Raw genomic sequence first — 26,999 nt, 5'->3', positions numbered from 1 at the left:
ATGCAGCTGCCGTCACACGATCGCTACGACGATCTCTATCGCGATTTCTCCTGGCGGATTCCGGAGGATTTCAATATCGGCCGCGCCGTCAGCGACGACTGGGCCGCAAGAGATCCGGAGCGTGTCTGCCTTGAGCATTTCAGCCTTGACGGCGATCATCGCGCAATGACCTATCGCGCGCTCGCCGACCTTTCCTCGGCTTTTGCAAATGCGCTCGTTTCACTTGATATCAAACGCGGCGATCGCGTCGCGCTGCTATTGCCGCAATCCTTCGAAACGGTGATCGCGCATGTGGCGATCTATAAGACCGGCGCGATCGCGCTGCCACTGGCGCTGCTCTTCGGCGTCGAGGCGCTGGAATACCGGTTGAAGGCGGCAGGTGCCGCGGCCGTCGTCACCAACGGCTTCGGTCTCGAACGCATCCGGCAGATCCGCGGACGCCTGCCGGCGTTGAAGCATATCGTCAGCATCGACGGGGCGAGTGCCGATGCGACTGCTTTCGCCGAACTGGCGGATGGCCATCCCCCTGTCTTCGACATCGCCAAGACCGGTCCGGATGATCCGGCGCTGATGATCTTTACCTCCGGCACGACGGGGCCGCCCAAGGGTGCGTTGCATGGTCATCGCGTTCTGCCCGGCCATATTCCCGGTATGCAGTTTGCCCATGAGGGTTTTCCGCAACCGGGCGACAAGGTCTGGACGCCGTCCGACTGGGCTTGGGCGGGCGGTCTGCTCAATGCGCTGCTGCCGAGCCTTCTGCTCGGCGTTCCCGTCGTCTCGTCGCCGGCGCAGAAATTCGATGCCGGCATGGCTTATCGCATCATGGCTGAGATGAAGGTGCGCAATGCCTTCATTCCACCGACGGCGCTGAGATTGATGCGGTCCGTGTCCGATCCGCGCTCGAAATATGATCTGGTGCTGCGCACCATCGGCTCGGCCGGGGAGGCGCTCGGCCGCGAGACCTATGAATGGGCGCGGCATACGCTCGGCATCACCGTCAACGAATTCTACGGCCAGACGGAGTGCAATTTCGTGCTCGCTTCCAGCGCTGCTTATGGCGTCACCAAGGCCGGTGCTATCGGACGGGCAGTGCCCGGGCATCGCGTCGCGATCGTCAGCGAGACGGGCGACGAGTTGCCCGTCGGCGAACCGGGCCAGATCGCCATCGCCGGTCCCGATTCTGTCATGTTCCTCGGCTATTGGGACGATGCGGCGGCGACCGAACGAAAATTCGCCAAGGGCTGGCTGCTCACCGGCGATATCGGCCGGCAGGACGCTGAGGGCTACGTCACCTTCGAAGGCCGCGATGACGACGTCATCACCTCGTCGGGATATCGCATCGGCCCGGCCGAGATCGAAGACTGCCTGATCGGCCATCCCGCCGTGCAGCTTGCCGCCGCCGTCGGCAAGCCCGATGCCGTGCGCACTGAAATCGTCAAGGCCTATATCGTGCTTTCACCTGGCCATCATCCAAGCGAGGCGCTGGCCGCCGACATCAGGGAATGGGTGAAGACGCGGCTTTCGATGCACGAATATCCCCGTGAGGTGGAATTCATCGATGCCTTGCCGCTGACGACCACCGGCAAGGTGATCCGCCGACTGCTGCGGGAGAGGGCGGCGGCTGAAGGTTAGCCTCGCCCGGCAAGCGACATGATCTTTTCGCGCAGCATCTTTGCCATGTTGCGGGTGCTGCGGTACATGTGGAGCTGGGCGGTGACCTGGCGCATGTCGCGGTCGCCGTTCTGCATCAGGCCGATCACCAGCGTTCCCATCTCCTCGCGCTCCTGCCAGAAGCGGCTCATGATCGGATGATCCGAGACGGCGCAGGAATCGGAGCGCACGATATTGGCATCGTCGAGATGCCATTCGGTGAGTTCGCTCATCAAAAGCTTGCCAGGCGAATAGCGGGCATAGTTTTCATCGTAGGCGGTCTTCCAGGTATAGGCCTCGCCGCCCATCATCAGCACGACGATGGCGGCGATCGCCTTGCCGTTGAGATCGATCGTGTGAATGCGTACGGCATCGACGGCGGCAAGGTTCGACACCGCCTCGCGGGCGAAGGCCGTATGATAACGATCGGTGACGAGAGCGCTTCGCCGCTTGCCCTTCCAGCCCCCGGCTTCCATTGCCAGGAATTCCTCGAAGCGGACATGAATTTCGCGCGGCTGGCGGGCGACGGCATAGACCGTTGTTCCCTGTTCCTCCAGCAGGCGCCACTGCCGGCGCATCTCGCGCATATGCGAGGAGGAGATGGTTTTGCTGAGATAGGCCGGCGCCTCTTCCTCGCTCTGCAGCATCGGGCGCAGGTAGGGATTGGTGACGGTGACGGGAAGATTGCGGCTGAGCGCCACGGCCTTGAGCATCCGCACGAAGATGCCGTTCAGCCTGAGATCCGGCAGAACCAATATGCCGGGCAGATTGAGATCGCGGGCGGTCAGTCCCTCGAAGAGATTGTCGAGGGTCTCGGCGGCATCCTCGCCATCGACGAGCGGCGTGCCGAGTGGACCGAAGCTGTTCGACCAGCCGCGGATGATCGACGGGCCGACGGCGAAGCCCGGCTTGTCGACCGAAAACGGCAAGAGGAACCGCATGCGGCTGCGGTCGGCATTGTGATCGCGGATCAGGGCGAAGTTCACCTGCCGATCTTCGAGCCGCGGCATGGCGGGGGCGAGGAAGCGGCCGGAGAAAAAGACGTTCGGCTCCATCGCCCGGTTGGAGAGGAAATCGAGCTCATCCTGAAGGTCATAACCCAGCTTGCCGGGATAAAGGCAGAGCTCGCGCCCCGGTCGGCCGATCTCGGCGCGAGCCTCGGCCCGCGGTGCTTCGAAATTCAACGCGGCGAGATCATGCACCATGCGGTTTGCGGCGCTGTCGGTGCTTTCGGTAACGGGGGGTACACGCACCATCTATCGAACTCTCATTTCAGGCGTTGCGGTGGAGGGGCTGGCGAAGGCGAAAAGGACGATGCCGAGCGTGCGGCGCACGGCCATATGCAGCAGGATCGCCTCGACAGCCATGGCGGAGGCGGTGGCGATCGCCGTGCCCTCGATGCCGTAATGTGGGATCAATGCGAGGTTGAGGCTGACATTGGCCGTCAATGCGCCGGCATAGAGTGCGACGCAGAAATTCTGCTTGCCTGCCATCATCAGCAGCGTTTCGGCCGGGCCGACCAGCGATTTGGCAAGGATGCCGGCGAGCAGGATCGCCATCACCAGATAGCCTGATGTAAAGGCGCCGCCGAAGAGCGACAGCAGCAGATGGCCGGCCGCAAGCACGACAAGGCCGACCCCGAGTGCCGGCCAGAAGGTCCAGCGGGCGGCGTCGATGGCAGCGGTTGCCAGTTGGGCGTGGTCGCCTTCGGCGATGATCGAGGAAAAGCGCGGGCCGGAGGCCGCCTTGACCGAGAAATTGATGAAATGCACCAGCGCCATCGTCTTGGCGGCGGCGAAATAGATGGCGACGTCGTGCGGCTCGAGGAAGATGCCGACGACGACGACATCGGAATTGGTGAGCAGGAAGCTCACGCCCTCGATCAGGAAAATCGGGAAGGCGACGCTGAACCAGGCGAGGAAATCGACCTTGCGCGGGCCTTCGTCATAATGCCGGCGAAGGCGGTAGAGCGTTGCGACATACTGGCCGAGAGCGGTGACGAAGGTGGCGACGAGTGCTGCCTGCATTGCGGTGACGGCCGTGTGCTCGGCGCCGATGGCAATCGCGATCAGCATGAAGAGGATGATGAGGATCGGGCGGACGATGTAGACCGGGCTCAGCGCCATCACCGGCCAATGGTTCGCCCGTGATGTGCCTTCCAGAATGTCGCCGAGCGCGATCATCGGCATGGCGAGCAGGCCGATGAAGATCGGGACGAGATAGTAGACCTGGATCATATCGCCGAAGAAATGCAGCCCGAGCATGCCGGCGGCGAGCACCGCCGTGCCGGACAGCAGCGCGAAGATCCGCGCCGTGCCGGTCAGGCCGCGGATTTCCTCGAAGGCGCCGGCAGCCCTGTATTGCGGCAAGAAGCGGACGATCGCGGTGTGGAAACCGAGGCATGAGAGATCGCCGAAGACGACGACCAGCACCCAGACGAAAACGAAGATGCCGTATTCATACTCGCCCACCAGCCGGGCAAGCACGATCTGGGAGACGAAGGCGAGTGCTGCGCTGAGGATACGGATCGAAAACGCCGTCAGCGCCATGCGCTGGGCGGCCGCCTTCTCCCCGCGTTCGGTGAGCACGGCCGCAAGCATGCGCAGCGTACGGCCGCCGATTGGGCGCAGGCCCGCGGACAGCATCTTCTCCGCTGTTTCTATGACCGCCATGATGAACACGCAAAACTCTGAGGTCAGGCAAATCGCCCCTGAAGTCTTGACAGGACAGGGTTAAGAAACGGTTCCGGATCAGGCTGCCGTCCAACGCTGAATTCCGGTTTTCCGACGTTGCCGAAGAAAAGAAAATGCCGCCCGAAGGCGGCATTTCGCGGATCTTTGCGGACTTGCCTCAGACCCGCTCGAAGGCGCCGTGGCAGTGCTTGTATTTCTTGCCGGAGCCGCAGGGGCAGGTCTCGTTGCGGCCGACCTTGCCCCAGGTGGCGGGATCATCCGGGTTGCGGTTTTCAGGAGAAACGATGACTTCCGATGCCTGGTAGATCGCCGGAGCGAAATCGTCCTCGCCGGTCGTCGGATCCAGGTGATGGGCCTGCATCAGCGGCGGTTCAGGCTCGGCAGGCGCCTGCTGCACCAGTTCGACGCGCATCAGCTGGGCGGTGACGGCCTCGCGCAGATTGTTGAGCAGCGCGGTGAACAGCTCGAAGGCCTCCGACTTGTATTCCTGTAGCGGATCGCGTTGGGCATAGCCGCGGAAGCCGATGACGGAGCGCAGATGGTCCAGGTTGACGATGTGCTCGCGCCAGAGATGATCAAGCGTCTGCATGACGATCGAGCGTTCGACATAATGCATGATGTCGTCGCCGAAACGCTCGGCCTTTTCCGTGAAGGCCGCATTGGCGGCTTCGGTCAGGCGCTCGCGGATATCGTCCTCGCCGATTCCTTCTTCCTTCACCCAGTCCTCGACCGGCAGGTCGAGATTGAGGATGTTCAAAGCGCCGGTCTTCAGGCCGACAGCATCCCATTGTTCGGCATAGGCGCGCTCGGGGATATGCTTGTCGACCATGTCCTCTATCACCTCGCGGCGCATGTCGGAAACGGTCTCGGATATGTTGGTCGATTCCATCAGTTCGAGGCGCTGCTCGAAGATCACCTTGCGCTGATCGTTGAGAACGTCGTCATACTTCAACAGGTTCTTGCGGATATCGAAGTTGCGAGCTTCGACCTTCTTCTGGGCGCGCTCCAGGGCCTTGTTGATCCAGGGATGGACGATCGCCTCGCCCTCCTTGAGGCCGAGCTTGGTCAGCATGCTGTCCATGCGGTCGGAGCCGAAGATGCGCATCAGGTCGTCCTGAAGCGAGAGGTAGAACTTCGAGCGGCCGGGGTCGCCCTGACGGCCGGAGCGGCCGCGGAGCTGGTTGTCGATGCGGCGGCTTTCATGGCGTTCGGTAGCGATGACGTAGAGACCGCCGGCTTCGAGCGCCTTCTGCTTAAGCTGTTTGATCTCCTCGATGATCGCCTGGATCCGGGCGTCACGCTCCGGACCGGCTTCGACTTCGCCAAGTTCGCGCTCGATGCGCATGTCGAGGTTTCCGCCGAGCTGGATGTCGGTGCCGCGGCCGGCCATGTTGGTGGCGATGGTGATGGCACCCGGCACGCCGGCCTGGGCGACGATATAGGCTTCCTGCTCGTGGTAGCGGGCGTTCAGCACCTTGAAGTCGTCGAAGCCCTGCTTGCGCAGGCGTTCGGCGAGCAGTTCCGATTTCTCGATCGAGGTGGTGCCGACCAGCACCGGTTGGCCACGCTTGTGGGCGTCGAGGATCTCCTCGATGATTGCCTTGAACTTCTCGTCGAAGGTCCGGTAGACCTCGTCGTCCTCGTCGAGGCGCTTGATCGGCAGGTTGGTCGGGACCTCGATGACATCGAGATTGTAGATGTTGGCGAATTCTTCCGCTTCCGTCTGCGCCGTGCCGGTCATGCCGGCGAGCTTGTCGTACATGCGGAAGTAATTCTGGAAGGTGATCGAGGCCAGCGTCTGGTTTTCCGGCTGGATCTGTACCTTCTCCTTGGCTTCGAGCGCCTGGTGCTGGCCTTCCGAATAGCGGCGGCCCGGCATCATACGGCCGGTGAACTCGTCGATAATGACCACTTCGTCGTTGCGGACGATATAGTCCTTGTCGCGCTGGAAGAGCTTGTGTGCTTTCAGCGCATTGTTGATGTGGTGGACGATGGCAACGTTCTCAATGTCGTAGAGCGCGTTGCCCTTCAAGAGGCCGGCCTGGCGGAGCAGGTTTTCCAGCTTCTCGGTGCCCTCTTCGGAGAAGTTGGCCGAGCGCTGCTTTTCGTCGATCTCGTAATCGCTCGGCGCCAGCATCGGAATGAAGGCGTCGATCGTATTATAGAGTTCGGAGCGGTCGTCGAGCGGACCGGAGATGATCAGCGGCGTGCGCGCCTCGTCGACGAGGATCGAGTCCACTTCGTCGACGATCGCGAAGTTGTGGCCGCGCTGGACCATCTGGTTCTTCTCGTACTTCATGTTATCGCGCAGATAATCGAAGCCGAGTTCGTTGTTGGTGGCGTAGGTGATGTCGCAGGCATAAGCCGCGTGGCGTTCCTCGTCGGAAAGGCCGTGGACGATGACGCCGGTGGTCATGCCGAGGAAGCCGTAGACGCGGCCCATGTTGGCGGCATCGCGCTGGGCGAGGTAATCGTTGACGGTGACGACGTGCACGCCCTTGCCGGAAAGCGCGTTCAGATAGACCGGCAGGGTGGCGACGAGGGTCTTGCCTTCGCCGGTCTTCATCTCGGCGATCGCATTCGAATGCAGGATCATGCCGCCGACCAGCTGTACGTCAAAAGGTCGCAGGCCGAGGACGCGGCGCGAGGCTTCGCGCACGACGGCAAAGGCCGGGATCAGAATGTCGTCGAGCGTCTTGCCCTCGGCGAGCAACGCGCGAAACTCCACGGTCTTTGCCGCGAGCTGCTCGTCCGTCAGGGCCTTCGTCTTCTCTTCGATAGAGTTGATGGCAATGACGTTCGGCTGGAAGGACCGCACGCGGCGGTCGTTGGAAGACCCAAATAACTTGCGGGCTATACCGCCAAAGCTGACCATATGACTGGCCCTTTCTCAATATTCATCCCCGGCGTTTCTTGTTCGCGGCCCAGCCGAAAATCAGGCGCGCGCCTTAAAACGCCCGGAAACTGTTCTGGACGCGAGGTTGCGTGACAGATAAGAGGGGGGTCGAATGATGTCAACGGATTTGGCGGATACAGAAAGGCCACAATCCGGTGTTGATGGCTATTTTGGGCTGGATTCAGGGGATGCTGAAACCGGCAATGTAACTGTGAAGGGTATTTCATGTTGAGCACCAACAAACTTGCCGTTCTGGCGTTTGCAACTTTCGTTGCGCTCCAGGCCCCGGCCTATGCCGATGACGCCGTCATCGCCACGGTCGGCGCCCTGGAGATCCACCAGTCGGAACTCGACCTCGCCGTCGCCAATCTCGACCCGCAGCTGGCGCAGCTTCCCGATGACCAGAAGAAGGTCGCAGCCCTTTCCGCCGCCATCGACGTGAAGCTGCTCGCCGCTGACGCTGCGGCCGAGAAGCTCGATCAGACCGACGAATTCAAGAAGCGCATGCAGTATCTCACCGATCGCGAGCTTCACAATGCCTATTTCAAGAAGCATGTTGTCGACATCGTAACGCCTGACGAAGTCAAGGCCCGTTACGACAAGGAAGTCGCCGCCCTGCCGAAGCAGGAGGAAGTCCACGCCCGTCATATCCTCGTCAAGACCGAGGACGAAGCCAAGGACATCATCAAGCAGCTCGACGCCGGCAAGGATTTCGCCGAACTCGCCAAGGAAAAGTCCACCGATCCGAACAAGTCGGAAGGCGGCGACCTCGGTTATTTCTCGCGCGGCCGCATGGTCAAGGAATTCGAAGACGCAGCCTTCGTGCTTGAGAAAGGCACCTATTCAAAGACGCCTGTTAAGACCGATTTCGGGTTTCACGTCATCAAGGTCGAAGATAAGCGCGATGCGCCGCCGCCGCCCTTCGATCAGGTGCAGGATCAGGTTCGTCAGCTCGTCATGCGCGACAAGTATCTTGCGCTTCTGAACCAGGCGAAGGCCTCGTCCAAGATCGAGATCACGGACGAGACGCTGCGCAAGGGTTACGACCAAGCCAACAAGCAGCCGGAGCCGGGCAGCGAGCCCGTCGCGCCGGCGCCGCAGCAGCAATAATAATCGCCTAGGGCCCGGTTCTTCCGGGCCCTTCATTATCGTGGTTGTCGCATTTCCGGACGGCGAACCGGTTTTCCATTTCGCCTGGAAATGCTCATTGGCAGGTCTCATCATGTCCGGTTCCGTCTCTCCGCTCGCTCCGAAATCCTTCGTCTCGATGCCACCGCTGCGCGGCGTGCGCATGGCGACGGCTTCCGCCGGCATCAAGTACAAGAACCGTACCGACGTGCTGATGATGGTCTTCGACAAGCCGGCGACCGTCGCGGGCGTTTTTACCCGCTCCAAGTGCCCGTCGGCGCCGGTCGATTTCTGCCGCGCCAACCTCCCCCATGGCAGCGCCCGGGTCGTCGTCGTCAACTCAGGCAATGCCAATGCTTTCACCGGCCTGAAGGGTCGCCAGGCGACCGCGCTGACGGCGAAGTCGGCTGCCGCTGCCGTCGGCTGTGCCGAGAACGAGGTCTATCTGGCCTCGACCGGTGTCATCGGCGAACCGCTCGATGCCACCAAATTTTCAGGCGTTCTGGAACGGATGCAGGTCGAAGCGACCGGCGATTTCTGGTTAGAGGCCGCCAAGGCGATCATGACGACCGACACCTATCCGAAGGTTTCGACCCGCAGCGCCGAGATCGGCGGCGTGGCCGTGACGATCAATGGCATCGCCAAGGGCGCCGGCATGATCGCGCCTGATATGGCGACCATGCTCTCCTTCGTCGTCACCGATGCCGACATCGCGCCTGCCGCGCTGCAGGCGCTGCTGTCCGACGGCGTCGGCCCGACCTTCAATTCCATGACCGTCGACAGCGACACCTCCACCTCCGACACACTGATGCTGTTTGCAACGGGTGCCGCAGCCGAGGACGGCCAGGTCCGCATCGACCGCGCCGACGACCCGCGCCTTGCCGCCTTCCGAGCCGCACTCAACGAAGTGCTGAAGGATCTGTCGCTGCAGGTGGTGCGGGACGGCGAGGGCGCCACCAAGATGCTCGAAATCACCGTGACGGGCGCAGAGAGCGATGCCGCCGCCAAGCGTATCGCGCTGTCGATCGCCAATTCGCCGCTGGTGAAGACGGCGGCCGCCGGCGAGGACGCCAATTGGGGCCGTATCGTCATGGCCGTCGGCAAGTCCGGCGAGATGGCAGACCGCGACCGGCTTGCCATCTGGTTCGGCGACATCAGAGTCGCCGTCAATGGCGAGCGTGACCCCGATTATTCCGAGGAGGCGGCCTCGGACGTCATGAAGGCGCAGGATATCCCCGTCAAAGTCGATATCGGACTCGGCGCCGGCACTGCAACGGTCTGGACCTGCGACCTCACCAAGGAATATGTTGCGATCAATGGCGACTATCGGAGCTGATCGTTCATTGGCGCAGGCATCCATTTCCCTCCACAATCTGCCGCTGGTCCGCAGGCTGGAGGCCGTCGGCTTCCGCGCCTGGCCGGCGGCATCCGTGCAATATGACGGCAGCTGGCAGGTGCGGCTGACGGCCGGTCACCCGTCCAACCGGCTGAATTCGATCGTGCCGCTCGATCCTTCGGATCATCGCGACGTCGAAATCCGCCTCGAAAAAGCGCGCCGGAAGTTCGAGGCCTATGGACGCGCTGCCGTGGTCCGCCAGACGCCGCTTGCCTCGCCAGTGCTGATCGAACTTCTGCGCACGCAGAACTGGACGCGCTTCGATGAGACGGTGGTGATGACCTGCGACCTTGCCGAGGCGGAGCTGCCGGATACGCTCGATCACCTGCCGACCCATGACGTCGGCCGGTTCGTCGACGCCAATCTTGCCGTCGACCAGGCGCCACTGAGGCTGAAGCCGGCGCTTGCCGAGATCATTTCGGCGATCAAGCCGCCATCCGGCCTGTTCATGATCGAGAATGCGACGGACGGTCCGCTTGCGACCGTTCTCTGCGTCCAGGACAATGACCTTGCCGGCATCATGTCGCTTTCGGTCTCCGAGACGCGGCGGCGCGAGGGGCTTGGCACCGAAATCCTGACCTCGGCGCTACGCTGGGCGCGCATGCGCAGCGCCCGTTCGGCCTGGCTGCAGGTGAAGCTGTCCAACCGCCCGGCTATCGCACTCTATGAGCGCCTCGGTTTTCGCGACGCCTATCATTATTGCTATTGGCAAAAGGAGCCGCGATGAGCGAGGCAGGCCGGAAGATATTGCTGGTCGCCGCCTGTGCGCTGATCGATGCCGATGGGCGTATCCTGTTGGCGCAGCGTCCCGAGGGAAAGTCGCTTGCCGGGCTCTGGGAGTTTCCCGGCGGCAAGGTCGAGCCCGGCGAGACGCCGGAGGAAACGCTCGTGCGCGAGCTCGAGGAAGAGCTCGGCATCATCACCAAGATCGCCTGCCTTGCGCCGCTTACCTTTGCCAGCCATTCTTACGAGACCTTCCATCTTTTGATGCCGCTTTATATCTGCCGGCGCTATGAGGGCATTCCCCGGGGCCGGGAGGGCCAGGCGCTGAAATGGGTGCGTCCGCAGGCGCTGCGCGATTACCCGATGCCGCCGGCCGACGAGCCGCTCATCCCGATGTTGCAGGATTTACTTTAGCGTTATCTGATTATTATTGTGCCACACCGTTTTCGGCTGTGGATATTAATGGATCGTTTAACACCTTCTGCCAAAGATCGGCCTCAATCAAGCATCTGGCGTGCGTGTATAAAAAGGCTTGACGTCATGGACGATGATTTCTGGAAAGCTGTCCGGGAAAAGGAACGGGCTTCGTCTGCCTCGCGCAGGACGGGTGCGCTGAATATCGCCCTTCTGTTCGGCACGGCGGTGGTCGCGCTGACGCTCATTCTGACGCCGATGCTTGCGGATTCCTCGAAGAAAAGCGTCTTTGCCAGCGCGCCGGCCGATTTCGATAAGATCACGACGGGATCAATCCCGAAGAGTGAAAGCGGCAAGCGTTACACGATCCGCCGCAGCGTTCTTCAGGAGACGCCCGGGTCGGTCTGCGTCGTCCAGGGCTATGGTGTCGGCGGTTGCTGAAGAATGCCGGCCGTCGCCCGATAGTCGTGGAATTGGTCGTTTGCAGTCGATTTCGCTCAGAGGGTCGCGTAATAATGCGTATTTTGAAAGCATTTCTTGCTGATAACAGAGGTGCGACGGCAATCGAGTATGGCTTGATCGCCGCCCTCATTTGTGGCGCGCTCATCTCCGGTCTCGGAGCCTTCACCGGCGCCTTGCAAGGCGTGTTTAACGTGATCGGCAACAATCTGCCCGCGAATTGAAGACGCTGCCGCCCGCTACTGCTTGAGCTTGTGCTCGTCTACCTTCAGTGCATCGGCAAGGCGCGCCTTGGCCGAACCTGGCCTGAGCGGCTTTTGCTGGCTCTCGTGGGCAGACCATCCCGAGACATAGATGATCGAAAAGGTGGCGCGGATACGTCCATCGGGATCGGAATAACGTTCGGCGTAGATCTCCGCTGCGCGCAGGAAGAAGGCGCGCGTCAGGGGCATCCGGGCACGGGCTGCAAGTGGATTGCTCATGCCCATCGCTCTCAGATCCCGCATCAGCGGAAAGAGCGAATCATATCGCACCGTATAGTTCTCAGCGTCGATCACCGGCAACGTGAAGCCGGCGCGCTGCATGAGGCTGCCGACGTCGCGCACATCGGCGAAGGGAATGACACGCGGGCTTGCACCGCCTGTCATCTCGACCTCGGCGGCCAGCAGCACGTCGCGCAGTTCCTGCAGCGTGCCGGCGCCGGCGATCGCGGCCATGAACAGGCCGTCCGGCTTCAGGGCGCGGCGGATCTGGATGAAGACACCCGGCGTATCGTTGGTCAGATGCAGGCTGAGCGGCGCAAGGATAAGATTGGCCGATTGCGGTTCGAGCGGCACCGCCTCCAGCGGCGCCTCGATCAAGGTTTCGCCCGGTCCGGCATAGGCCTTCTCGCTTTCGATGCGGATCATCGTGCCGATTTTGCCCGTCGCTAGCGCGGCACGGGCGGCAGCACCGGTTGCGCCATGCAGTTCGACGGCGGTCTCGAAAGTCCGCTCGACCACCGTAAGCCTCTCGGCCATTTCCTCAGCGGCAATGTCGAGCAGGAAGGCGGCTTTCGGGTCGTCGTTTACAAGCGCGCGATGGCGATGTGCGGCGATCAGGGCTCTGTCGAAGATCGTTTCCATGGCGATGTCCTTAGTCCCGCGCCGCCTTTGCGGCAAGACGATTTTCCTTTCGTGGAGAACGCGCTAGTCTCTCGGGCATGGGGCCAATCGAATTGAAAAGACCGGCAGAATTCTTGCGGACGCATCTCTTGCGGCCGTTTTCGGCGCTTGCCGATTTCTTTTATCCGCCCGCCTGTTCCGTCTGCGGTATTTCGACCGGCGGCCATCGCGGGCTCTGTGCGAAATGTTGGTCCGGTATCCGCTTCATCGAACGGCCTTATTGCGAGGTGCTCGGCATTCCCTTCTCGCACGATCTCGGCGCCGGGATCCTCAGCGCCGAGGCGATCGCCAACCCGCCGCCCTTCGACCGGCTACGGTCGGCAGCGACCCACGATCATGCGGTCCGTGATCTCGTCCATGGGCTGAAATATCGCGATCGCACCGATCTGGCGCCGATGATGGCCGCCTGGATGCTGCGGGCCTCCGATGGGACGGTCGATAGCTGCGATGCGCTGATCCCAGTGCCGCTGCATCGCACCCGTATGCTGGCGCGCAAGTTCAACCAGGCAGCAGAGCTTGCCCGCCACATGGCAAAGCTCTCGGGCAAGCCGCTGCTTGCCGCCACGCTTATTCGCGTCAAGCGCACCAGCCAGCAGGTCGGCCTTGGCGCCAAGGCGCGCGAGGACAATGTCAGGGGTGCTTTTGCGATCGCCAAGGGTTGCGAAAACGACATTTTCGGCAAACGCATCGTCCTTGTCGACGACGTCTATACAACAGGGGCGACGGTCGCTGCGGCAAGCCGGACACTGCGCAAGGCGGGTGCGGCTGAGATCACGGTTTTGACCTTTGCAAGGGCTCTCTCGGAGCCTATATGACAGAAATACCCGGCGTCGGTCTGGAGAGATTATGGTACCCGTCACCATCTATACACGGCAGTTTTGCGGCTATTGCAGCCGCGCCAAGTCCCTTCTCGAAGAAAAGGGCGTCGAATATGTCGAGCACGACGCGACCTTTTCGCCGGATCTTCGCCAGGAGATGATCGGCAAGTCGAACGGGCGTACGACCTTTCCGCAGATATTCATCGGCATCGAACATGTCGGCGGTTGCGACGATCTCTTTGCACTCGATCGGGCCGGCAGGCTCGATCCGATGCTGGCAGCTTGAGGAAGAGCCGATGAGCTTCAAGGCCGCCGCCGTCCAGATGTGCTCCGGGGTCGATCCGGTGAAGAATGCTGCGGCCATGGCGCGGCTGGTGCGCGAGGCCGCTGGCCAGGGCGCGACCTATGTACAGACGCCTGAAATGACCGGCATGCTGCAGCGGGACCGTGCGGCGGCACGCGCCGTGCTTGCCGACGAGGCGCATGACGTCATCGTCAAGACAGGCTCAAATCTCGCTAGAGAACTCGGCATCCACATGCATGTCGGTTCGACGGCGATCGCGCTTGCCGACGGCAAGATCGCCAATCGCGGTTTCCTGTTCGGTCCCGACGGCAGGATTCTCAATCGCTACGACAAGATCCATATGTTCGACGTCGACCTCGACAATGGCGAGAGCTGGCGAGAAAGTGCCGCTTATACAGCCGGCTCGGAGGCCCGCGTCCTGTCGCTGCCCTTTGCGGAAATGGGCTTCGCGATCTGCTACGACGTGCGTTTCCCTGCACTCTTCCGCGCCCAGGCCATGGCCGGCGCCGAGGTGATGACAGTTCCTGCTGCCTTCACCAAGCAGACCGGCGAGGCGCATTGGGAGATCCTGCTCAGGGCACGCGCGATCGAGAACGGGGTCTTCGTCATCGCCGCTGCGCAGGCCGGCCGGCACGAGGACGGGCGCGAGACTTTCGGCCATTCGATGATCATCGATCCCTGGGGCACGGTGCTGGCGTCGGCCGGCGCCGCCGGCGAGGCGGTCATCGTCACCGAGATCGATCCCGGCGCGGTCAAGGCCGCGCATGACAAGATCCCGAACCTGAGGAATGGCCGGGAATTCTCGGTCGAGAGGATTGCGGGGGCAATCGCCGGAGGCGTCGCCGCTTGATCCGCTATTCCCTCACTTGTGACAATGCCCATGAATTCGAAGGCTGGTTTTCGGAAAGCGCCGATTTCGACCGTCAGGTCGAATCCGGTTTCCTGACCTGCCCGGTCTGTCATTCCGCCGCCATTTCCAAGCTGTTGATGGCGCCTTCGGTGTCGACCGCGCGCGGGAAGGACGAGAGGCAGACGCTGGCGATGGATGCCATGCGCCGCGAGGCCCTGCAAAAACTCAAGGAGGCCGTTGCGGCGGTCAAGGCCAATTCAGAGGACGTCGGCACGCAGTTTACCGAGGAAGCCCGCAAGATCCATTATGGCGAGGCCGATGCCCGCGGCATCATCGGCCAGGCGACGGTCGACGAGGCGCAGGCGCTCCTGGAAGAGGGCATCGAGATCGCGGCCATTCCGGTTTTGCCGGAGGACGTGAACTGACATCCAGTCCGGGCGTCTGGCCGCCTACAATTTCGGCCTGCTTCTGCTGAAAGTGCAGCCGGCTTATTGACGGCGGGAATTATGCCGGCCGCTTCGCCAGCAGCATATAATTGACGTCCATATCCTTGGACAGGTTCCACTGGTTCGACAGCGGATTGAAGAAGACGCCGGTCCGGTCGGTGATCTCAAGGCCGCTTGCCGCCAGCGGCTTTTCCAGTTCTTCCGGGCGCACCAGCTTTTCATACTGATGGGTGCCGCGCGGCAGCCAGCGCAGAATGTTCTCGGCGGCGAAGATGGCAAGCGCTGCCGCCTTCATCGTGCGGTTGATGGTGGCAACGAAGATCAGGCCGCCGGGGCGGACCATTTTCGCGCAGGTGGTCATGAAGAATTCGACATCGGCGACGTGCTCGACAACTTCCATGTTCAAGACGATATCGAAGGTCTCGCCAGCATCCGCAAGCTCCTCGGCGGTGACGGCGCGATAGTCGACCGAAACGCCGGAGGCTGCGGCATGGGTGGAGGCGATGCCGATATTCTTCTCGGACGGATCGGCGCCGACGACGGAGGCGCCCATGCGAGCGACAGGTTCGGACAACAGGCCGCCGCCGCATCCGATATCGAGCACACGCAGACCCTCGAGCGGGCGCGGGCTTTTCGGATCACGGCCGAAATTCTCGCAGACCTTGTCTCTTATATAGGCGAGCCGGACGGGATTGAATTTGTGCAGTGGTTTGAACTTGCCGGTCGGGCTCCACCATTCCGCTGCCATCGCCGAGAAGCGGTCCACTTCGCCCTGGTCGATCGTGCTTCTGGCGGTTTCCGTCATCGTCCACTCCTTCATTCGTGACATGTGAAGTCGGACGATCGGGGGCATAAGTCAAGGGCGCGGATCAGGGGATTGGCGAGCGCGGATCCGCTCGCCAATAGCTTTTATCGCGTGCGCTTGCCTCCCCCCGCCAAACTCGCTATGAGACGCCGCAACTTGGGGCCTTTGGGGACCTGGGCTTTAGAGCGGTTCCGGAAGTTGGGAATCCGGCTCTTGGGCCTAGCGGTCTGCCCCAGAGCTTTCGTGATGCCGGGTCCGGTTTTCCGCTTTCCCGGCGCCAGTCGTGGTAGAGGCATATGGCACGCATCGTAATGAAATTCGGCGGCACGTCCGTCGCTGACCTGGACCGCATCAAGAACGTTGCCCGCCACGTAAAACGCGAAGTCGATGCCGGGCACGAGGTGGCGGTGGTGGTGTCGGCCATGTCCGGCAAGACCAACGAACTGGTCGGCTGGGTCCAGGGCACGCCGAAGGTGATCGGCGCCAATTCTCCATTTTACGATGCGCGGGAATATGATGCGGTGGTCGCATCAGGCGAGCAGGTGACCTCCGGGCTGCTGGCCATTGCATTGCAGGCGATGGATATCAATGCCCGTTCCTGGCAGGGATGGCAGATCCCGATCCGCACCGACAACGCGCATGGCGCGGCACGGATCATGGAGATCGACGGCTCCGACATCGTCAAGCGGATGGGCGAGGGGCAGGTCGCCGTCATCTCCGGCTTCCAGGGGTTGGGACCCGACAACCGTATCGCGACGCTGGGGCGCGGCGGATCGGATACCTCGGCCGTCGCAATCGCGGCAGCAGTCAAGGCGGACCGCTGCGATATCTATACTGATGTCGACGGCGTCTACACGACCGACCCGCGCATCGTGCCGAAGGCGCGCAGGCTGAAGAAGATCGCCTTCGAGGAAATGCTGGAAATGGCCTCGCTCGGCGCCAAGGTACTGCAGGTGCGCTCGGTCGAGCTTGCCATGGTACACAAGGTGCGCACCTTCGTGCGCTCGTCATTCGAAGATCCCGATGCTCCGGGCATGGGCGATCTGTTGAACCCGCCCGGAACGCTGATTTGTGACGAGGATGAAATCATGGAACAGGAAGTAGTCACCGGCATCGCCTATGCCAAGGATGAGGCTCAGATCTCGCTACGCCGTCTTGCCGACCGGCCGGGCGTTTCCGCGGCGATCTTCGGGCCGCTCGCCGAATCCCATATCAATGTCGACATGATCGTCCAGAATATTTCCGAGGACGGATCGAAGACCGACATGACCTTCACAGTACCATCAGGCGACGTCGAGAAGGCGATCAAGGTGCTCGGCGACCATAAGGAGAAGATCGGCTACGATGTCGTGCAAAACGAATCGGGGCTGGTGAAAGTATCGGTCATCGGCATCGGCATGCGCAGCCATGCGGGCGTTGCTGCTACCGCATTTCGTGCACTTGCCGAAAAAGGCATCAACATCAAGGCGATCACCACCTCCGAGATCAAGATTTCCATCCTGATCGACGGTCCCTATGCAGAACTCGCTGTCAGGACTTTGCATTCCTGCTACGGTCTGGATAAGAATTGATTCCCAGCGGGCGCCCTGCCCCTTCAGGTTGAGGAGACGAGGGCCGGCCCGCCGGGACTGAGTGCGTTGTTTCGGGAGCTTGAGACGCCATGAGAGACCTTTCCGGCGGTCCGCGCGTGCTGCTCAGGCGGTTGCGCGAGTTAATGGCGGAGCCGCTGGAGCCGCAGGAGCGGCTTGACCGGATCGTCCGCCAGATCGCCGGCAACATGGTGGCGGAGGTTTGCTCCGTCTATGTGCTGCGCGCCGACGGCGTCCTCGAACTCTATGCGACAGAAGGCCTCAACCGTGAGGCCGTGCACTTGGCGCAACTGAAGATGGGGCAAGGCCTTGTCGGCACCATCGCGGCCTCAGCCCAGCCGCTCAACCTTTCCGACGCGCAGTCGCACCCTGCCTTCCGCTACCTGCCGGAAACGGGCGAAGAAATCTACCATTCCTTCCTCGGCGTGCCGATCCTCAGGACGGGGCGCTCGCTTGGCGTTCTCGTCGTGCAGAACAAGGCGAGCCGCAACTATCGCGAGGAAGAGGTTGAAGCGCTCGAGACGACGGCGATGGTGCTTGCAGAGATGATCGCCACCGGCGAGCTCAAGAAGATCACCAAGCCGGGCCTCGAACTCGACCTGACGCGTTCGGTGACGGTGGATGGCGACACTTACAATGACGGCATCGGCCTCGGTTACGTCGTGCTGCACGAGCCGCGCATCGTTGTCACCAACCTGCTGAACGAGGATGCCGAGAAGGAAATCCGGCGGCTGGCCGAAGCCATGGGCTCGCTCAGGATTTCGATCGACGACATGCTGTCGCGTCGCGATGTCTCGATGGAGGGCGAACACCGCGAGGTGCTCGAAACCTATCGCATGTTCGCCCATGACCAGGGCTGGGTGCGCAAGCTCGAGGAGGCGATCCGCAACGGCCTGACGGCGGAAGCGGCGGTCGAGAAGGTGCAGAGCGACACCAAGGCGCGAATGATGCGGTTGACCGACCCATATCTGCGCGAACGCATGCATGATTTCGAGGATCTGGCGAACCGTCTGCTCAGACAGTTGACCGGTTATACCGGCCGGACGACCGCCGAAGGTTTCCCCAGCGACGCAATCATCCTGGCGCGCGCGATGGGAGCAGCCGAACTGCTCGATTATCCGCGTTCCAATGTCCGTGGGCTGGTGCTGGAAGAAGGAGCAGTGACGAGCCACGTGGTGATCGTCGCGCGCGCCATGGGTATTCCGGTCATCGGCCAGGCAGCGGGCGTGGTGGCGCTCGCCGAGAACGGCGATGCCGTGATCATCGACGCCGACGAGGGACATGTGCATCTGCGGCCGATGGCCGATCACCGGCGCTCCTACGAGGAAAAGGTCCGCTTCCGCGCCAGGCGGCAGGAGCAGTTCCGGGCGCTGCGCGCCGTCGAGCCGGTGACCAAGGATGGGCAGCGGATCGCGCTGATGATGAATGCCGGCCTGCTGGTCGACCTGCCGCAGCTTTCGGAATCAGGCGCCGAGGGCATCGGCCTGTTCCGGACCGAACTGCAGTTCATGATCGCCTCCACCATGCCGAAGGCGGAGGAGCAGGAGCAATTCTATCGTAATGTGATAAAGCAGGCGGCGGGCCGTACCGTAACCTTCCGTACGCTCGACATCGGCGGCGACAAAGTGGTGCCGTATTTCCGCGGCCATGAGGAAGAAAATCCGGCACTCGGCTGGCGCGCCATCCGGTTGTCGCTCGACCGGCCGGGACTGTTGCGCACCCAGTTGCGCGCCCTGCTGAAGGCATCGGCCGACACCGAGTTGAAGCTGATGGTGCCAATGGTCACCGAGGTTTCCGAGCTGAAGATGGTGCGCGAGCTCTTGCAGAAGGAAGTGCAGCATCTGTCGCGTTTTGGCCACGGGCTGCCGCGCAAGCTGCAATTCGGAGCAATGCTGGAGGTCCCTGCACTGCTTTGGCAGCTCGACGAACTGATGGAGGCGGTCGATTTCGTCTCGGTCGGTTCGAACGATCTCTTCCAGTTCTCGATGGCGGTCGATCGCGGCAATGCGCGGGTCTCGGACCGCTTTGATCCGCTCGGCAAGCCGTTCTTGCGCATCCTGCGCGATATCGTGCGCGGGGCGGACCGGAACAAGACACCGGTGACGCTCTGCGGCGAGCTCGCCAGCAAACCGATCTCGGCGATGGCGCTGCTCGGCATTGGTTTCCGCTCGATCTCGATGTCGCCGGCCTCGATCGGACCGGTGAAGGCGATGCTGCTCGGGCTCGATGTCGGGGCGCTGACGAAGGCGATGGATGAGGTGCTGGACGATCACCACGCCTTGATGCCGATGCGCGAGGTGCTTGCCCGCTTCGCCGAGAGCCACAATATTCCCCTTTAGACAGAGATTAAGAAGAATCGGAGTGAAGGGTGGCGAAGCTTCCCGTTGAAAAGATGCGCGAGCTGGAACGCCGTTTCGGCGAAATCGAAGCGCGCATGTCCGCTGGCCCGGCTGCCGATGTCTATGTGAAGCTCGCATCCGAATATTCGGAGCTGCAGCCAGTCGTGACGAAAATCCGCGCCTATGAGAAGGCCGTCGCCGAGCTCGCCGACCTCGAAACGCTGCTCGAGGACAGGTCGGTGGACCGCGAGATGCGCGAACTGGCCGAACTCGAGCTGCCCGAGGTGAAGGAGCAGATCGAGTCGCTCGGGCAGGAGATGCAGATCCTGCTTCTGCCGAAGGACGCAGCCGACGAAAAGAGCGCGATCCTCGAAATCCGCGCCGGCACGGGCGGTTCGGAAGCCGCCCTTTTCGCCGGCGATCTCTTTCGCATGTACGAGCGCTTTGCGGCGGAAAAGGGCTGGAAGGTGGAGGTGCTCTCGGCGAGCGAGGGCGAAGCCGGAGGCTATAAGGAAATCATCGCGACGATCACCGGCAGGGGCGTCTTCGCCAAGCTGAAATTCGAATCCGGCGTGCACCGCGTGCAGCGTGTGCCGGAAACCGAGGCGGGCGGGCGCATCCATACGTCGGCCGCAACGGTTGCTGTGCTGCCGGAGGCCGAGGAAATCGACATCGAGATCCGGGCTGAGGATATCCGCATCGACACGATGCGCTCTTCGGGTGCGGGCGGCCAGCACGTCAATACGACGGACTCGGCGGTGCGCATTACCCACCTGCCGAGCGGCATCGTCGTCACCAGCTCGGAAAAATCGCAACACCAAAATCGCGCCAAGGCGATGCAGGTACTGCGCTCCAGGCTTTACGATGCCGAGCGGCAGAGGGCCGACAGCGAGCGTTCTGCCGATCGCAAGAGCCAGGTCGGCTCGGGCGACCGCTCGGAACGTATCCGCACCTATAATTTCCCGCAGGGACGGGTAACGGACCATCGCATCAACCTAACGCTCTATAAGCTCGACCGGATGATGGAAGGCGAGATCGAGGAGGTCGTCGACGCGCTGATGGCCGATTACCAGGCCAGCCAGCTGGCGCAGCTCGGCGAGCAACAGTGAGCTCAACGGTCGCCGATATGCTTGCCGATGCGCGCCGCCGCTTCACCGAAGCAGGTATCGTCGATGCGGCGACCGATGCGCGGCTGCTTGTCGCGGGCCTTCTGAAACTGTCGCCGACCGAGCTGTTGACGCGATCGGCCGAGAGGCTTTCTGCCGAGCAGGCAGAAGTGATTTTCAGAGCGCTGGAGCGGCGGCTTGGTCATGAGCCGGTGCATCGCATTCTCGGCGAACGGGAATTCTATGGCCTGCCGCTTCGGCTCTCGGCCGAAACGTTGGAACCGCGGCCGGATACGGAAATTCTGGTCGATACGGTTCTCGTCTACCTCAAAGACCTTGCAAAGGCGCAACGCCGTCTCCATATCCTTGACATGGGAACCGGGACCGGGGCGATATGCCTTGCGCTTTTGAGCGAATGTCCTGATGCGTCAGGTGTCGGCAGCGACATATCGGCGGATGCACTTTTAACGGCAAGATCGAATGCAGAAAGAAACGGGTTGCAGGATCGTTTTGAGGCCGTACAGTCGAATTGGTTCGAGGACATCCAGGGATCCTTTCACGCGATTGTCTCAAATCCGCCCTATATTGCTTCCAATGTCATTCACGATCTCGCTCCCGAAGTGACCAAATTTGATCCGGCTACGGCTCTGGATGGCGGCCCGGATGGGCTTGACGCTTACAAAGCCATAGCTAAGGATGCGGCAAGGTTCATCAGGCCCGATGGGGTCGTCGGACTGGAGATCGGCTACGATCAGCGAAACGACGTGACGGCGATCTTTGAAGCGAAAGGCTTCAGGTGCCTCAAATCCGTGAAAGATTATGGTCAGAACGACAGGGTGCTCGTGTTCGCGCTCGCGTGAAAGACGATAATGCGGCATTGGACGAGACATTATTGTTATTGCGAAGAAAAGGCTTGGATTTCCCGGTGAAGCAATATAGGTTGCGGTCACGTGTTGGGCAGATGGGAATGAACGAGATTCGTTCGGTACTTGGTTTGCCTCGGGGGTCCGCTCTTTTAAACGAGAGTTTCAACGGTTGAACACGACCCAATGCGTGAATCAGTCAAACTGACTTGAGAACCAAGCGGCAGGTCGGCGCAAAGGCGCAGTATGCTCGCGGCACAAAGGTCCTGACCCGGTTTTCCGGTCATGGCGGTTGGTGCCATGTATCCATCACAAACAGAGAATTCAGGTGAACGATCGATGAGGCCAGGACAGCAGAACAAGCGCGGTCGAGGGCGTGGTAACAATAATAACGGCGGCGGTGGCGGCGGTGGAAATAACAATAACAACAATTTCAACCGCAAGGGCGGCAACCCGCTAACCCGGACCTATGACAGTTCCGGCCCCGATGTGAAGATTCGCGGTACTGCGCAGCATATCGCCGAAAAATACGCACAGCTCGCCCGCGATGCCCAAAGCTCCGGCGACCGCGTGATTGCCGAGAACTATCTCCAGCACGCCGAACATTATAATCGCATCATTGCCAGCGCCCAGGCGCAGATGCAGGAACGCTTCCAGCGCGACGACCGCGGCGAGTACAATGATCGCGACGGTGCGGACCGCGACGGCGACGATATGGACAACAATGAGAATGACAATGACGGCGACGATGTCGTTATTGTCCAGCCGCCGCAGAGCAGGCCACACCAGCCGCAGCAGAGCAGACAACACCAGCCGCAGGCACAGCCGAAGCCGGTAGCCGCTCAGGCGCCTGCACCCCAATCTGAGATCAACGATGGAACCGGCCCGCAGCCGGAGATCGAAGGCATTCCGGCCGAAGTCGCGATGGACGAGGAAGGTGCCGGCGGCCAGCCGCGCGAACGCCAGCCCCGCCGCCGCAGCACCGGCAGCCGTCCCCGTCGCCCGCGTCGCGGCGCTGAGGGCGAAGAAGCAGCCGCTGAAGGCGAGGGTGCCTCTGCCGAGGCGCCAGTGCTGGCTGACGTCGCATCGGAATGAGGATTTCGCTTTCCCTTCAGGGGAGAACGTGACGCTCATGCCATCAGCTCGAATTGCCTTGAAAATCCCCGGCCTTGTGCCGGGGATTTTCATTTTACGGGCTCTTTAAACTTGCAGAACAGGCTACCATATTCTCCTCGAACTGCTTCGCCCGAATCCATTACGGGTCACGCGCGGCCTGCCTTTTCAGGGGGTCGATCTCAATCATCGGTCTGCGCCTCGTCAGGGCAGGGCGATCCATGGAGGTAGAATATGAATATCGAGAAATATTCGGAGCGGGTGCGTGGTTTCATCCAGTCCGCCCAGACCTATGCGCTGGCGCAAGGTCACCAGCAATTCACACCCGAACATGTGCTGAAGGTCCTGCTCGACGATGATCAGGGCATGGCGGCGTCGCTGATCGAACGCGCCGGCGGCGATGCCAAGGCCGCCCGCCTAGCCAATGACGCGGCTCTCGCCAAGTTGCCGAAGATCTCCGGCGGCAACGGCAACATCTATCTGGCACAGCCGCTCGCCAAGGTGCTTTCGACCGCCGAAGAAGCGGCGAAGAAGGCCGGCGACAGCTTCGTTACCGTCGAGCGCCTGCTGCAGGCGCTGGCGATCGAATCCTCTGCCTCGACCTTTTCGACGCTGAAGAATGCCGGCGTGACGGCCCAGGGCCTCAACCAGGTCATCAACGATATCCGCAAAGGCCGGACGGCCGATTCCTCCAATGCCGAGCAGGGTTTTGACTCGCTGAAGAAGTTCGCACGCGATCTCACCGCCGAGGCCCGCGAGGGCAAGCTCGACCCGGTGATCGGCCGCGACGACGAAATCCGCCGCACCATCCAGGTGCTTTCGCGCCGCACCAAGAACAATCCTGTCCTGATCGGCGAACCCGGCGTCGGTAAGACGGCGATCGTCGAGGGCCTGGCGCTACGCATCGTCAACGGTGACGTGCCGGAATCGCTCAAGGATAAGAAGCTGATGGCGCTCGACATGGGCGCGCTGATCGCCGGTGCGAAATACCGCGGCGAATTCGAGGAACGGCTGAAGGCCGTGCTCAATGAAGTCCAGGCGGAAAGCGGCGAGATCATCCTGTTCATCGATGAGATGCATACCCTGGTCGGGGCCGGCAAGGCGGATGGGGCGATGGATGCCTCCAACCTCCTGAAGCCCGCTCTTGCCCGCGGTGAGCTGCATTGCGTCGGCGCCACCACGCTCGACGAGTATCGCAAACATGTCGAGAAGGATCCGGCCCTGGCCCGCCGTTTCCAGCCCGTCGTCGTCGATGAACCGACGGTCGAAGACACGATCTCGATCTTGCGCGGCCTGAAGGAAAAATACGAGCAGCATCACAAAGTGCGCATCGCCGATGCGGCGCTGGTGGCCGCGGCGACACTTTCCAACCGCTATATCACCGACCGTTTCCTGCCCGACAAGGCCATCGACCTGATGGACGAGGCGGCGGCGCGGTTGCGCATGCAGGTGGATTCCAAACCGGAAGAACTCGACGAACTCGATCGCCGGATCATGCAGCTGAAGATCGAGCGCGAAGCGCTGAAAAAGGAAACGGACGTCGCGTCCGCCGACCGTCTGAAGCGGCTGGAAACCGAAGTGACCGATCTTGAGGAACAGGCCGATGCGCTAACGGCTCGCTGGCAGGCGGAAAAGCAGAAACTCGGCCTAGCCGCCGATCTCAAGAGGCAGCTCGACGATGCCCGCAACGAACTGGCGATCGCCCAGCGCAAAGGTGAATTCCAGCGTGCCGGCGAGCTGACCTACGGCGTCATTCCGGATCTCGAAAAGCAGCTCGTCGATGCCGAGAAGCAGGATGGCGACCGAGGCGCGATGGTGCAGGAGGTGGTGAGCCCGGACAATATCGCCCATGTCGTTTCGCGCTGGACCGGTATTCCGGTCGACAGGATGCTGGAGGGCGAGCGCGACAAGCTGCTTCGGATGGAAGATGAGCTGGCGAAATCGGTGATCGGTCAAGGCGATGCGGTTCAGGCCGTGTCACGCGCCGTCCGCCGCGCCCGTGCCGGCCTGCAGGATCCGAACCGGCCGATCGGCTCGTTCATTTTCCTCGGCCCGACCGGGGTTGGCAAGACGGAGCTCACCAAGGCACTCGCCCGCTTCCTCTTCGACGACGAAACGGCGATGGTGCGCATGGACATGTCGGAATATATGGAGAAGCACTCCGTTGCCCGGCTGATCGGTGCGCCTCCGGGTTATGTCGGTTATGACGAAGGCGGAGCGCTGACGGAAGCCGTGCGCCGCAGGCCCTATCAGGTCGTGCTGTTCGACGAGATCGAAAAGGCGCATCCCGACGTCTTCAACATCCTGCTGCAGGTGCTGGACGACGGACGCCTGACGGACGGCCAAGGCCGGACGGTCGATTTCCGCAACACGATGATCATCATGACCTCGAACCTCGGCGCCGAATATCTGACGCAGCTGAGGGACGGCGACGACAGTGACACGGTTCGCGAGCAGGTGATGGAGGTCGTGCGCGGGCATTTCCGGCCGGAATTCCTGAACCGCATCGACGAGATCATTCTGTTCCATCGCCTGAAGCGCGAGGAGATGGGCGCGATCGTCGATATCCAGCTGAAGCGGCTGGTGGCTCTGCTGTCCGAGCGCAAGATCGTCATCGATCTCGACGAGGAAGCCCGCCACTGGCTGGCAAACAAGGGTTACGATCCGGTCTACGGCGCAAGGCCGCTGAAGCGGGTGATCCAGAAGTTCGTGCAGGATCCGCTGGCCGAGCAGATTCTGTCCGGCCAGGTGCCGGATGGATCGACGGTCACGGTGACGAGCGGTTCGGACCGGCTGCAGTTCAGGACGAGACAGACGGTGAGCGAAGCGGCGTAAGCCGGTTTGCCGGATGAATGAGAAATGGCGGCTTCGGCCGCCATTTTCGTTGGGTGGTCAAGACGCTACTTGCTCGCCACCTGGTCCGGAGTCTGGTTGTTCAGCAGCGTATCGATGCGTTTGCGCTCGTCTTCGAATTTCGCCAGCGCCTCGCCCTGCAGCGATTTGCCGCCCGGCAGGCGGATGCGCAGCGGATCGACCTTGGTGCCGTTGACGATCAGTTCGTAATGCAGGTGCGGGCCGGTGGATTCGCCTGTCGTGCCGACCCAGCCGATCACCTGGCCCTGGCGGATCTTGGCGCCTGGGACGACTCCCTTGGCAATGGCGCTCTGGTGATTGTAGGAGGATTCATAGCCGTTGGCATGGCGCACGATCGTCTGGTTGCCATAACCGCCGGAATCCCAGCCGGCTTTTTCGACCGTGCCGTTGCCGGCGGCGATGATCGCCGTGCCGCGCGGTGCTGCCCAATCGACGCCGGTATGCATGCGGGCAAAACCGAGGATCGGGTGGCGGCGCATGCCGAAGCCCGATTTGAAGATGCCGTTTGGCACCGGGTTGCGCAACAGGAACTGGCGGATACTCTTGCCGTTCTCGTCGAAATAATCGACCGTGCCGTCGTCGGGGTCCTGGAAGCGGTAGAAGCGCGTCTGCGTGTCGCCGAAACGGGCGTTGACGTAGAGCAGTTCGGAATCCTCGGTCGCCTGGCCGCCGCTGTCGGCGACGGAGAAGAAGGCCTCGAGACTGTCGGTCGGCCTCAGTTGCGCCTGGAAATCGACATTGCTGGCGAGCAGCTTGATGATCAGCGCCGTCATATCCTTGGTCATGCCGTAGGAAAGGGAAGCACGATAGATGCCGTCATAGACACGCGGCAGGTTCTGGCCGGGGGGCGGTGCAAAGGAATTATCATCGAAGGCGGTGGCGATGGCATCCAGCATCGGCGGCTCGCTGCCAGGCACGTATCTGCCCTTGTCGTCGACGGCCACGGTGACGAGATGGCGCGTGCCGCGGTAGACGCTGGCCCGGATGATCTTTGCCTGCTCGCCTTTCTGAATGATGCCGATGCGCAGCACGTCGCCCTTGTCGAGATCACCAGAACCCAGTTGCTGCGCGATATAGCCGGCAATGCCATCGGCATATTGCTGCGGATAGCCTGAATCCGTCAGCGCCTTGGCGATGGGCGTGTCGACGCGCACGGGCAGGACGTCGTCGGCGAATTCTTCGGTCTGCGGCGTGATCGATTCCGATGCGGAGACCGTCATGTTCTGTTCGAGCACGCGGGCGGACAGACCGGCGGTCAGATCGACGTCGGCGTCCTCGTTGGAGAAGCGACGCGGATCGACGTAATAAAGGGCTGCGAGCTGCGTGTTGCCGTCGGTCAGCACCGAGCCGTTGGAGCGCACGTTCTCTTC

General features: G+C 61.9%; 23 protein-coding genes (1 of these 23 only partly in view). 17 read left to right on the top strand and 6 right to left on the bottom strand.

The genetic code is table 11. The features are described from left to right. Window positions 1–1,632 (top strand): AMP-binding protein, encoded by a 1,632-nt coding sequence (locus tag N2A41_RS20290; RefSeq protein WP_260109565.1) that lies wholly within the window; start codon window positions 1–3, stop codon window positions 1,630–1,632. Here the strand turns inward: N2A41_RS20290 and N2A41_RS20285 are convergent. The 3 genes from N2A41_RS20285 to secA form a co-directional block, all read right to left on the bottom strand. Beyond that, entirely contained in the window at window positions 1,629–2,906 is a 1,278-nt protein-coding gene (locus tag N2A41_RS20285) for a GNAT family N-acetyltransferase (protein WP_260109564.1), read from the bottom strand. The two genes, N2A41_RS20290 and N2A41_RS20285, sit on opposite strands and share 4 nt — an antisense overlap. Further along, window positions 2,907–4,322, bottom strand: a complete 1,416-nt coding sequence (locus N2A41_RS20280) for a lipopolysaccharide biosynthesis protein (RefSeq protein ID WP_260109563.1) — start codon at window positions 4,320–4,322, stop codon at window positions 2,907–2,909. 178 nt (window positions 4,323–4,500) lie between these two features. Continuing rightward, window positions 4,501–7,218 carry a preprotein translocase subunit SecA gene (gene secA, locus N2A41_RS20275; protein WP_260109562.1) on the bottom strand — a complete coding sequence of 906 codons (2,718 nt, stop codon included), beginning with the start codon at window positions 7,216–7,218 and terminating at the stop codon, window positions 4,501–4,503. Between the two features lie 246 nt (window positions 7,219–7,464). Between secA and N2A41_RS20270 the strand changes: the two genes are divergently transcribed. The 6 genes from N2A41_RS20270 to N2A41_RS20245 all read left to right on the top strand — a co-directional run bounded on the left by N2A41_RS20270 (window position 7,465) and on the right by N2A41_RS20245 (window position 11,583). Continuing rightward, entirely contained in the window at window positions 7,465–8,349 is an 885-nt protein-coding gene (locus tag N2A41_RS20270; protein ID WP_170257038.1) for a peptidylprolyl isomerase, read from the top strand. A 112-nt stretch (window positions 8,350–8,461) separates the two neighbouring features. Further along, on the top strand, window positions 8,462–9,703 hold the full coding sequence (gene argJ, locus N2A41_RS20265) for a bifunctional glutamate N-acetyltransferase/amino-acid acetyltransferase ArgJ (protein ID WP_260109561.1): 1,242 nt from the start codon (window positions 8,462–8,464) through the stop codon (window positions 9,701–9,703). After that, entirely contained in the window at window positions 9,684–10,490 is an 807-nt protein-coding gene (locus N2A41_RS20260) for a GNAT family N-acetyltransferase (protein ID WP_260109560.1), read from the top strand. Before argJ ends, N2A41_RS20260 begins: the two co-directional genes overlap by 20 nt. Further along, window positions 10,487–10,900 carry an 8-oxo-dGTP diphosphatase MutT gene (gene mutT, locus N2A41_RS20255; protein ID WP_170278765.1) on the top strand — a complete coding sequence of 138 codons (414 nt, stop codon included), beginning with the start codon at window positions 10,487–10,489 and terminating at the stop codon, window positions 10,898–10,900. The genes N2A41_RS20260 and mutT overlap by 4 nt, the downstream gene beginning before the upstream one ends. Window positions 10,901–11,026: 126 nt before the next feature. Beyond that, window positions 11,027–11,341, top strand: a complete 315-nt coding sequence (locus N2A41_RS20250; RefSeq protein WP_260109559.1) for a hypothetical protein — start codon at window positions 11,027–11,029, stop codon at window positions 11,339–11,341. A 74-nt stretch (window positions 11,342–11,415) separates the two neighbouring features. Further along, the gene (locus tag N2A41_RS20245) at window positions 11,416–11,583 is read left to right on the top strand and encodes a Flp family type IVb pilin (RefSeq protein WP_017966387.1); all 168 of its coding nucleotides are present in this window, start codon (window positions 11,416–11,418) and stop codon (window positions 11,581–11,583) included. A 15-nt stretch (window positions 11,584–11,598) separates the two neighbouring features. Here the strand turns inward: N2A41_RS20245 and N2A41_RS20240 are convergent, their stop codons facing one another. After that, complete coding sequence (locus tag N2A41_RS20240) at window positions 11,599–12,483, bottom strand: class I SAM-dependent methyltransferase (protein WP_260109558.1); 885 nt, start codon at window positions 12,481–12,483, stop codon at window positions 11,599–11,601. A gap of 77 nt (window positions 12,484–12,560) precedes the next feature. Between N2A41_RS20240 and N2A41_RS20235 the strand changes: the two genes are divergently transcribed. From N2A41_RS20235 to N2A41_RS20220, 4 genes are read left to right on the top strand one after another with little or no spacing between them, the layout of a single operon-like run. Beyond that, window positions 12,561–13,337, top strand: a complete 777-nt coding sequence (locus N2A41_RS20235) for a ComF family protein (RefSeq protein ID WP_260109557.1) — start codon at window positions 12,561–12,563, stop codon at window positions 13,335–13,337. A gap of 31 nt (window positions 13,338–13,368) precedes the next feature. Next, a complete protein-coding gene (gene grxC / locus N2A41_RS20230) occupies window positions 13,369–13,626 on the top strand; it encodes a glutaredoxin 3 (RefSeq protein ID WP_260109556.1) in 258 nt (85 codons plus the stop codon). Between the two features lie 10 nt (window positions 13,627–13,636). After that, window positions 13,637–14,494, top strand: a complete 858-nt coding sequence (locus N2A41_RS20225) for a carbon-nitrogen hydrolase family protein (RefSeq protein WP_260109555.1) — start codon at window positions 13,637–13,639, stop codon at window positions 14,492–14,494. Next, window positions 14,491–14,919, top strand: coding sequence for a DUF1178 family protein (locus N2A41_RS20220; RefSeq protein ID WP_260109554.1), 429 nt, complete (start codon window positions 14,491–14,493; stop codon window positions 14,917–14,919). Before N2A41_RS20225 ends, N2A41_RS20220 begins: the two co-directional genes overlap by 4 nt. A gap of 79 nt (window positions 14,920–14,998) precedes the next feature. On the opposite strand, the gene ubiG is transcribed toward N2A41_RS20220, so the two are convergent. Then, window positions 14,999–15,745 (bottom strand): bifunctional 2-polyprenyl-6-hydroxyphenol methylase/3-demethylubiquinol 3-O-methyltransferase UbiG, encoded by a 747-nt coding sequence (gene ubiG / locus N2A41_RS20215; RefSeq protein WP_260109553.1) that lies wholly within the window; start codon window positions 15,743–15,745, stop codon window positions 14,999–15,001. A 296-nt stretch (window positions 15,746–16,041) separates the two neighbouring features. Between ubiG and N2A41_RS20210 the strand changes: the two genes are divergently transcribed. From N2A41_RS20210 to clpB, 6 genes are all read left to right on the top strand, one after another. Then, on the top strand, window positions 16,042–17,316 hold the full coding sequence (locus N2A41_RS20210; RefSeq protein ID WP_260109552.1) for an aspartate kinase: 1,275 nt from the start codon (window positions 16,042–16,044) through the stop codon (window positions 17,314–17,316). Window positions 17,317–17,405: 89 nt separating this feature from the next. Continuing rightward, window positions 17,406–19,673, top strand: a complete 2,268-nt coding sequence (gene ptsP / locus N2A41_RS20205) for a phosphoenolpyruvate--protein phosphotransferase (RefSeq protein WP_017966394.1) — start codon at window positions 17,406–17,408, stop codon at window positions 19,671–19,673. 29 nt (window positions 19,674–19,702) lie between these two features. After that, complete coding sequence (gene prfA, locus N2A41_RS20200; RefSeq protein ID WP_222386983.1) at window positions 19,703–20,782, top strand: peptide chain release factor 1; 1,080 nt, start codon at window positions 19,703–19,705, stop codon at window positions 20,780–20,782. Then, window positions 20,779–21,639 carry a peptide chain release factor N(5)-glutamine methyltransferase gene (gene prmC / locus N2A41_RS20195; protein WP_170257030.1) on the top strand — a complete coding sequence of 287 codons (861 nt, stop codon included), beginning with the start codon at window positions 20,779–20,781 and terminating at the stop codon, window positions 21,637–21,639. The genes prfA and prmC overlap by 4 nt, the downstream gene beginning before the upstream one ends. A gap of 342 nt (window positions 21,640–21,981) precedes the next feature. Then, window positions 21,982–22,737, top strand: a complete 756-nt coding sequence (locus N2A41_RS20190) for a DUF4167 domain-containing protein (RefSeq protein ID WP_260109551.1) — start codon at window positions 21,982–21,984, stop codon at window positions 22,735–22,737. 252 nt (window positions 22,738–22,989) lie between these two features. Continuing rightward, entirely contained in the window at window positions 22,990–25,590 is a 2,601-nt protein-coding gene (gene clpB, locus N2A41_RS20185; RefSeq protein ID WP_017966398.1) for an ATP-dependent chaperone ClpB, read from the top strand. A gap of 65 nt (window positions 25,591–25,655) precedes the next feature. Here the strand turns inward: clpB and N2A41_RS20180 are convergent, their stop codons facing one another. Then, window positions 25,656–26,999, bottom strand: the 3' portion of a protein-coding gene (locus tag N2A41_RS20180; protein WP_170263031.1) for a M23 family metallopeptidase. It continues 597 nt past the right edge of the window; only the last 1,344 of its 1,941 coding nucleotides appear in the window; its start codon lies off the right edge, out of view; the stop codon is at window positions 25,656–25,658.

The organism is Rhizobium sp. SRDI969, from assembly GCF_025152725.1.
Classification (GTDB): domain Bacteria; phylum Pseudomonadota; class Alphaproteobacteria; order Rhizobiales; family Rhizobiaceae; genus Rhizobium; species Rhizobium leguminosarum_I.
Note: the sequence above shows the minus strand (reverse complement) of the source record. Positions and strands in the feature narration are given on the sequence as shown.

Coding starts and splice junctions, on each gene's coding strand:
- mutT (WP_170278765.1), top strand. CDS start 10,487: ATGAGCGAGGCAGGCCGGAAGATATTGCTGGTCGCCGCCTGTGCGCTG.
- ubiG (WP_260109553.1), bottom strand. CDS start 15,745: ATGACGGAAACCGCCAGAAGCACGATCGACCAGGGCGAAGTGGACCGC.
- N2A41_RS20270 (WP_170257038.1), top strand. CDS start 7,465: ATGTTGAGCACCAACAAACTTGCCGTTCTGGCGTTTGCAACTTTCGTT.
- N2A41_RS20240 (WP_260109558.1), bottom strand. CDS start 12,483: ATGGAAACGATCTTCGACAGAGCCCTGATCGCCGCACATCGCCATCGC.
- N2A41_RS20290 (WP_260109565.1), top strand. CDS start 1: ATGCAGCTGCCGTCACACGATCGCTACGACGATCTCTATCGCGATTTC.
- N2A41_RS20250 (WP_260109559.1), top strand. CDS start 11,027: ATGGACGATGATTTCTGGAAAGCTGTCCGGGAAAAGGAACGGGCTTCG.
- secA (WP_260109562.1), bottom strand. CDS start 7,218: ATGGTCAGCTTTGGCGGTATAGCCCGCAAGTTATTTGGGTCTTCCAAC.
- grxC (WP_260109556.1), top strand. CDS start 13,369: ATGGTACCCGTCACCATCTATACACGGCAGTTTTGCGGCTATTGCAGC.
- N2A41_RS20260 (WP_260109560.1), top strand. CDS start 9,684: ATGGCGACTATCGGAGCTGATCGTTCATTGGCGCAGGCATCCATTTCC.
- N2A41_RS20280 (WP_260109563.1), bottom strand. CDS start 4,322: ATGGCGGTCATAGAAACAGCGGAGAAGATGCTGTCCGCGGGCCTGCGC.
- N2A41_RS20210 (WP_260109552.1), top strand. CDS start 16,042: ATGGCACGCATCGTAATGAAATTCGGCGGCACGTCCGTCGCTGACCTG.
- ptsP (WP_017966394.1), top strand. CDS start 17,406: ATGAGAGACCTTTCCGGCGGTCCGCGCGTGCTGCTCAGGCGGTTGCGC.
- N2A41_RS20225 (WP_260109555.1), top strand. CDS start 13,637: ATGAGCTTCAAGGCCGCCGCCGTCCAGATGTGCTCCGGGGTCGATCCG.
- N2A41_RS20245 (WP_017966387.1), top strand. CDS start 11,416: ATGCGTATTTTGAAAGCATTTCTTGCTGATAACAGAGGTGCGACGGCA.
- clpB (WP_017966398.1), top strand. CDS start 22,990: ATGAATATCGAGAAATATTCGGAGCGGGTGCGTGGTTTCATCCAGTCC.
- N2A41_RS20190 (WP_260109551.1), top strand. CDS start 21,982: ATGAGGCCAGGACAGCAGAACAAGCGCGGTCGAGGGCGTGGTAACAAT.
- N2A41_RS20285 (WP_260109564.1), bottom strand. CDS start 2,906: ATGGTGCGTGTACCCCCCGTTACCGAAAGCACCGACAGCGCCGCAAAC.
- N2A41_RS20235 (WP_260109557.1), top strand. CDS start 12,561: ATGGGGCCAATCGAATTGAAAAGACCGGCAGAATTCTTGCGGACGCAT.
- argJ (WP_260109561.1), top strand. CDS start 8,462: ATGTCCGGTTCCGTCTCTCCGCTCGCTCCGAAATCCTTCGTCTCGATG.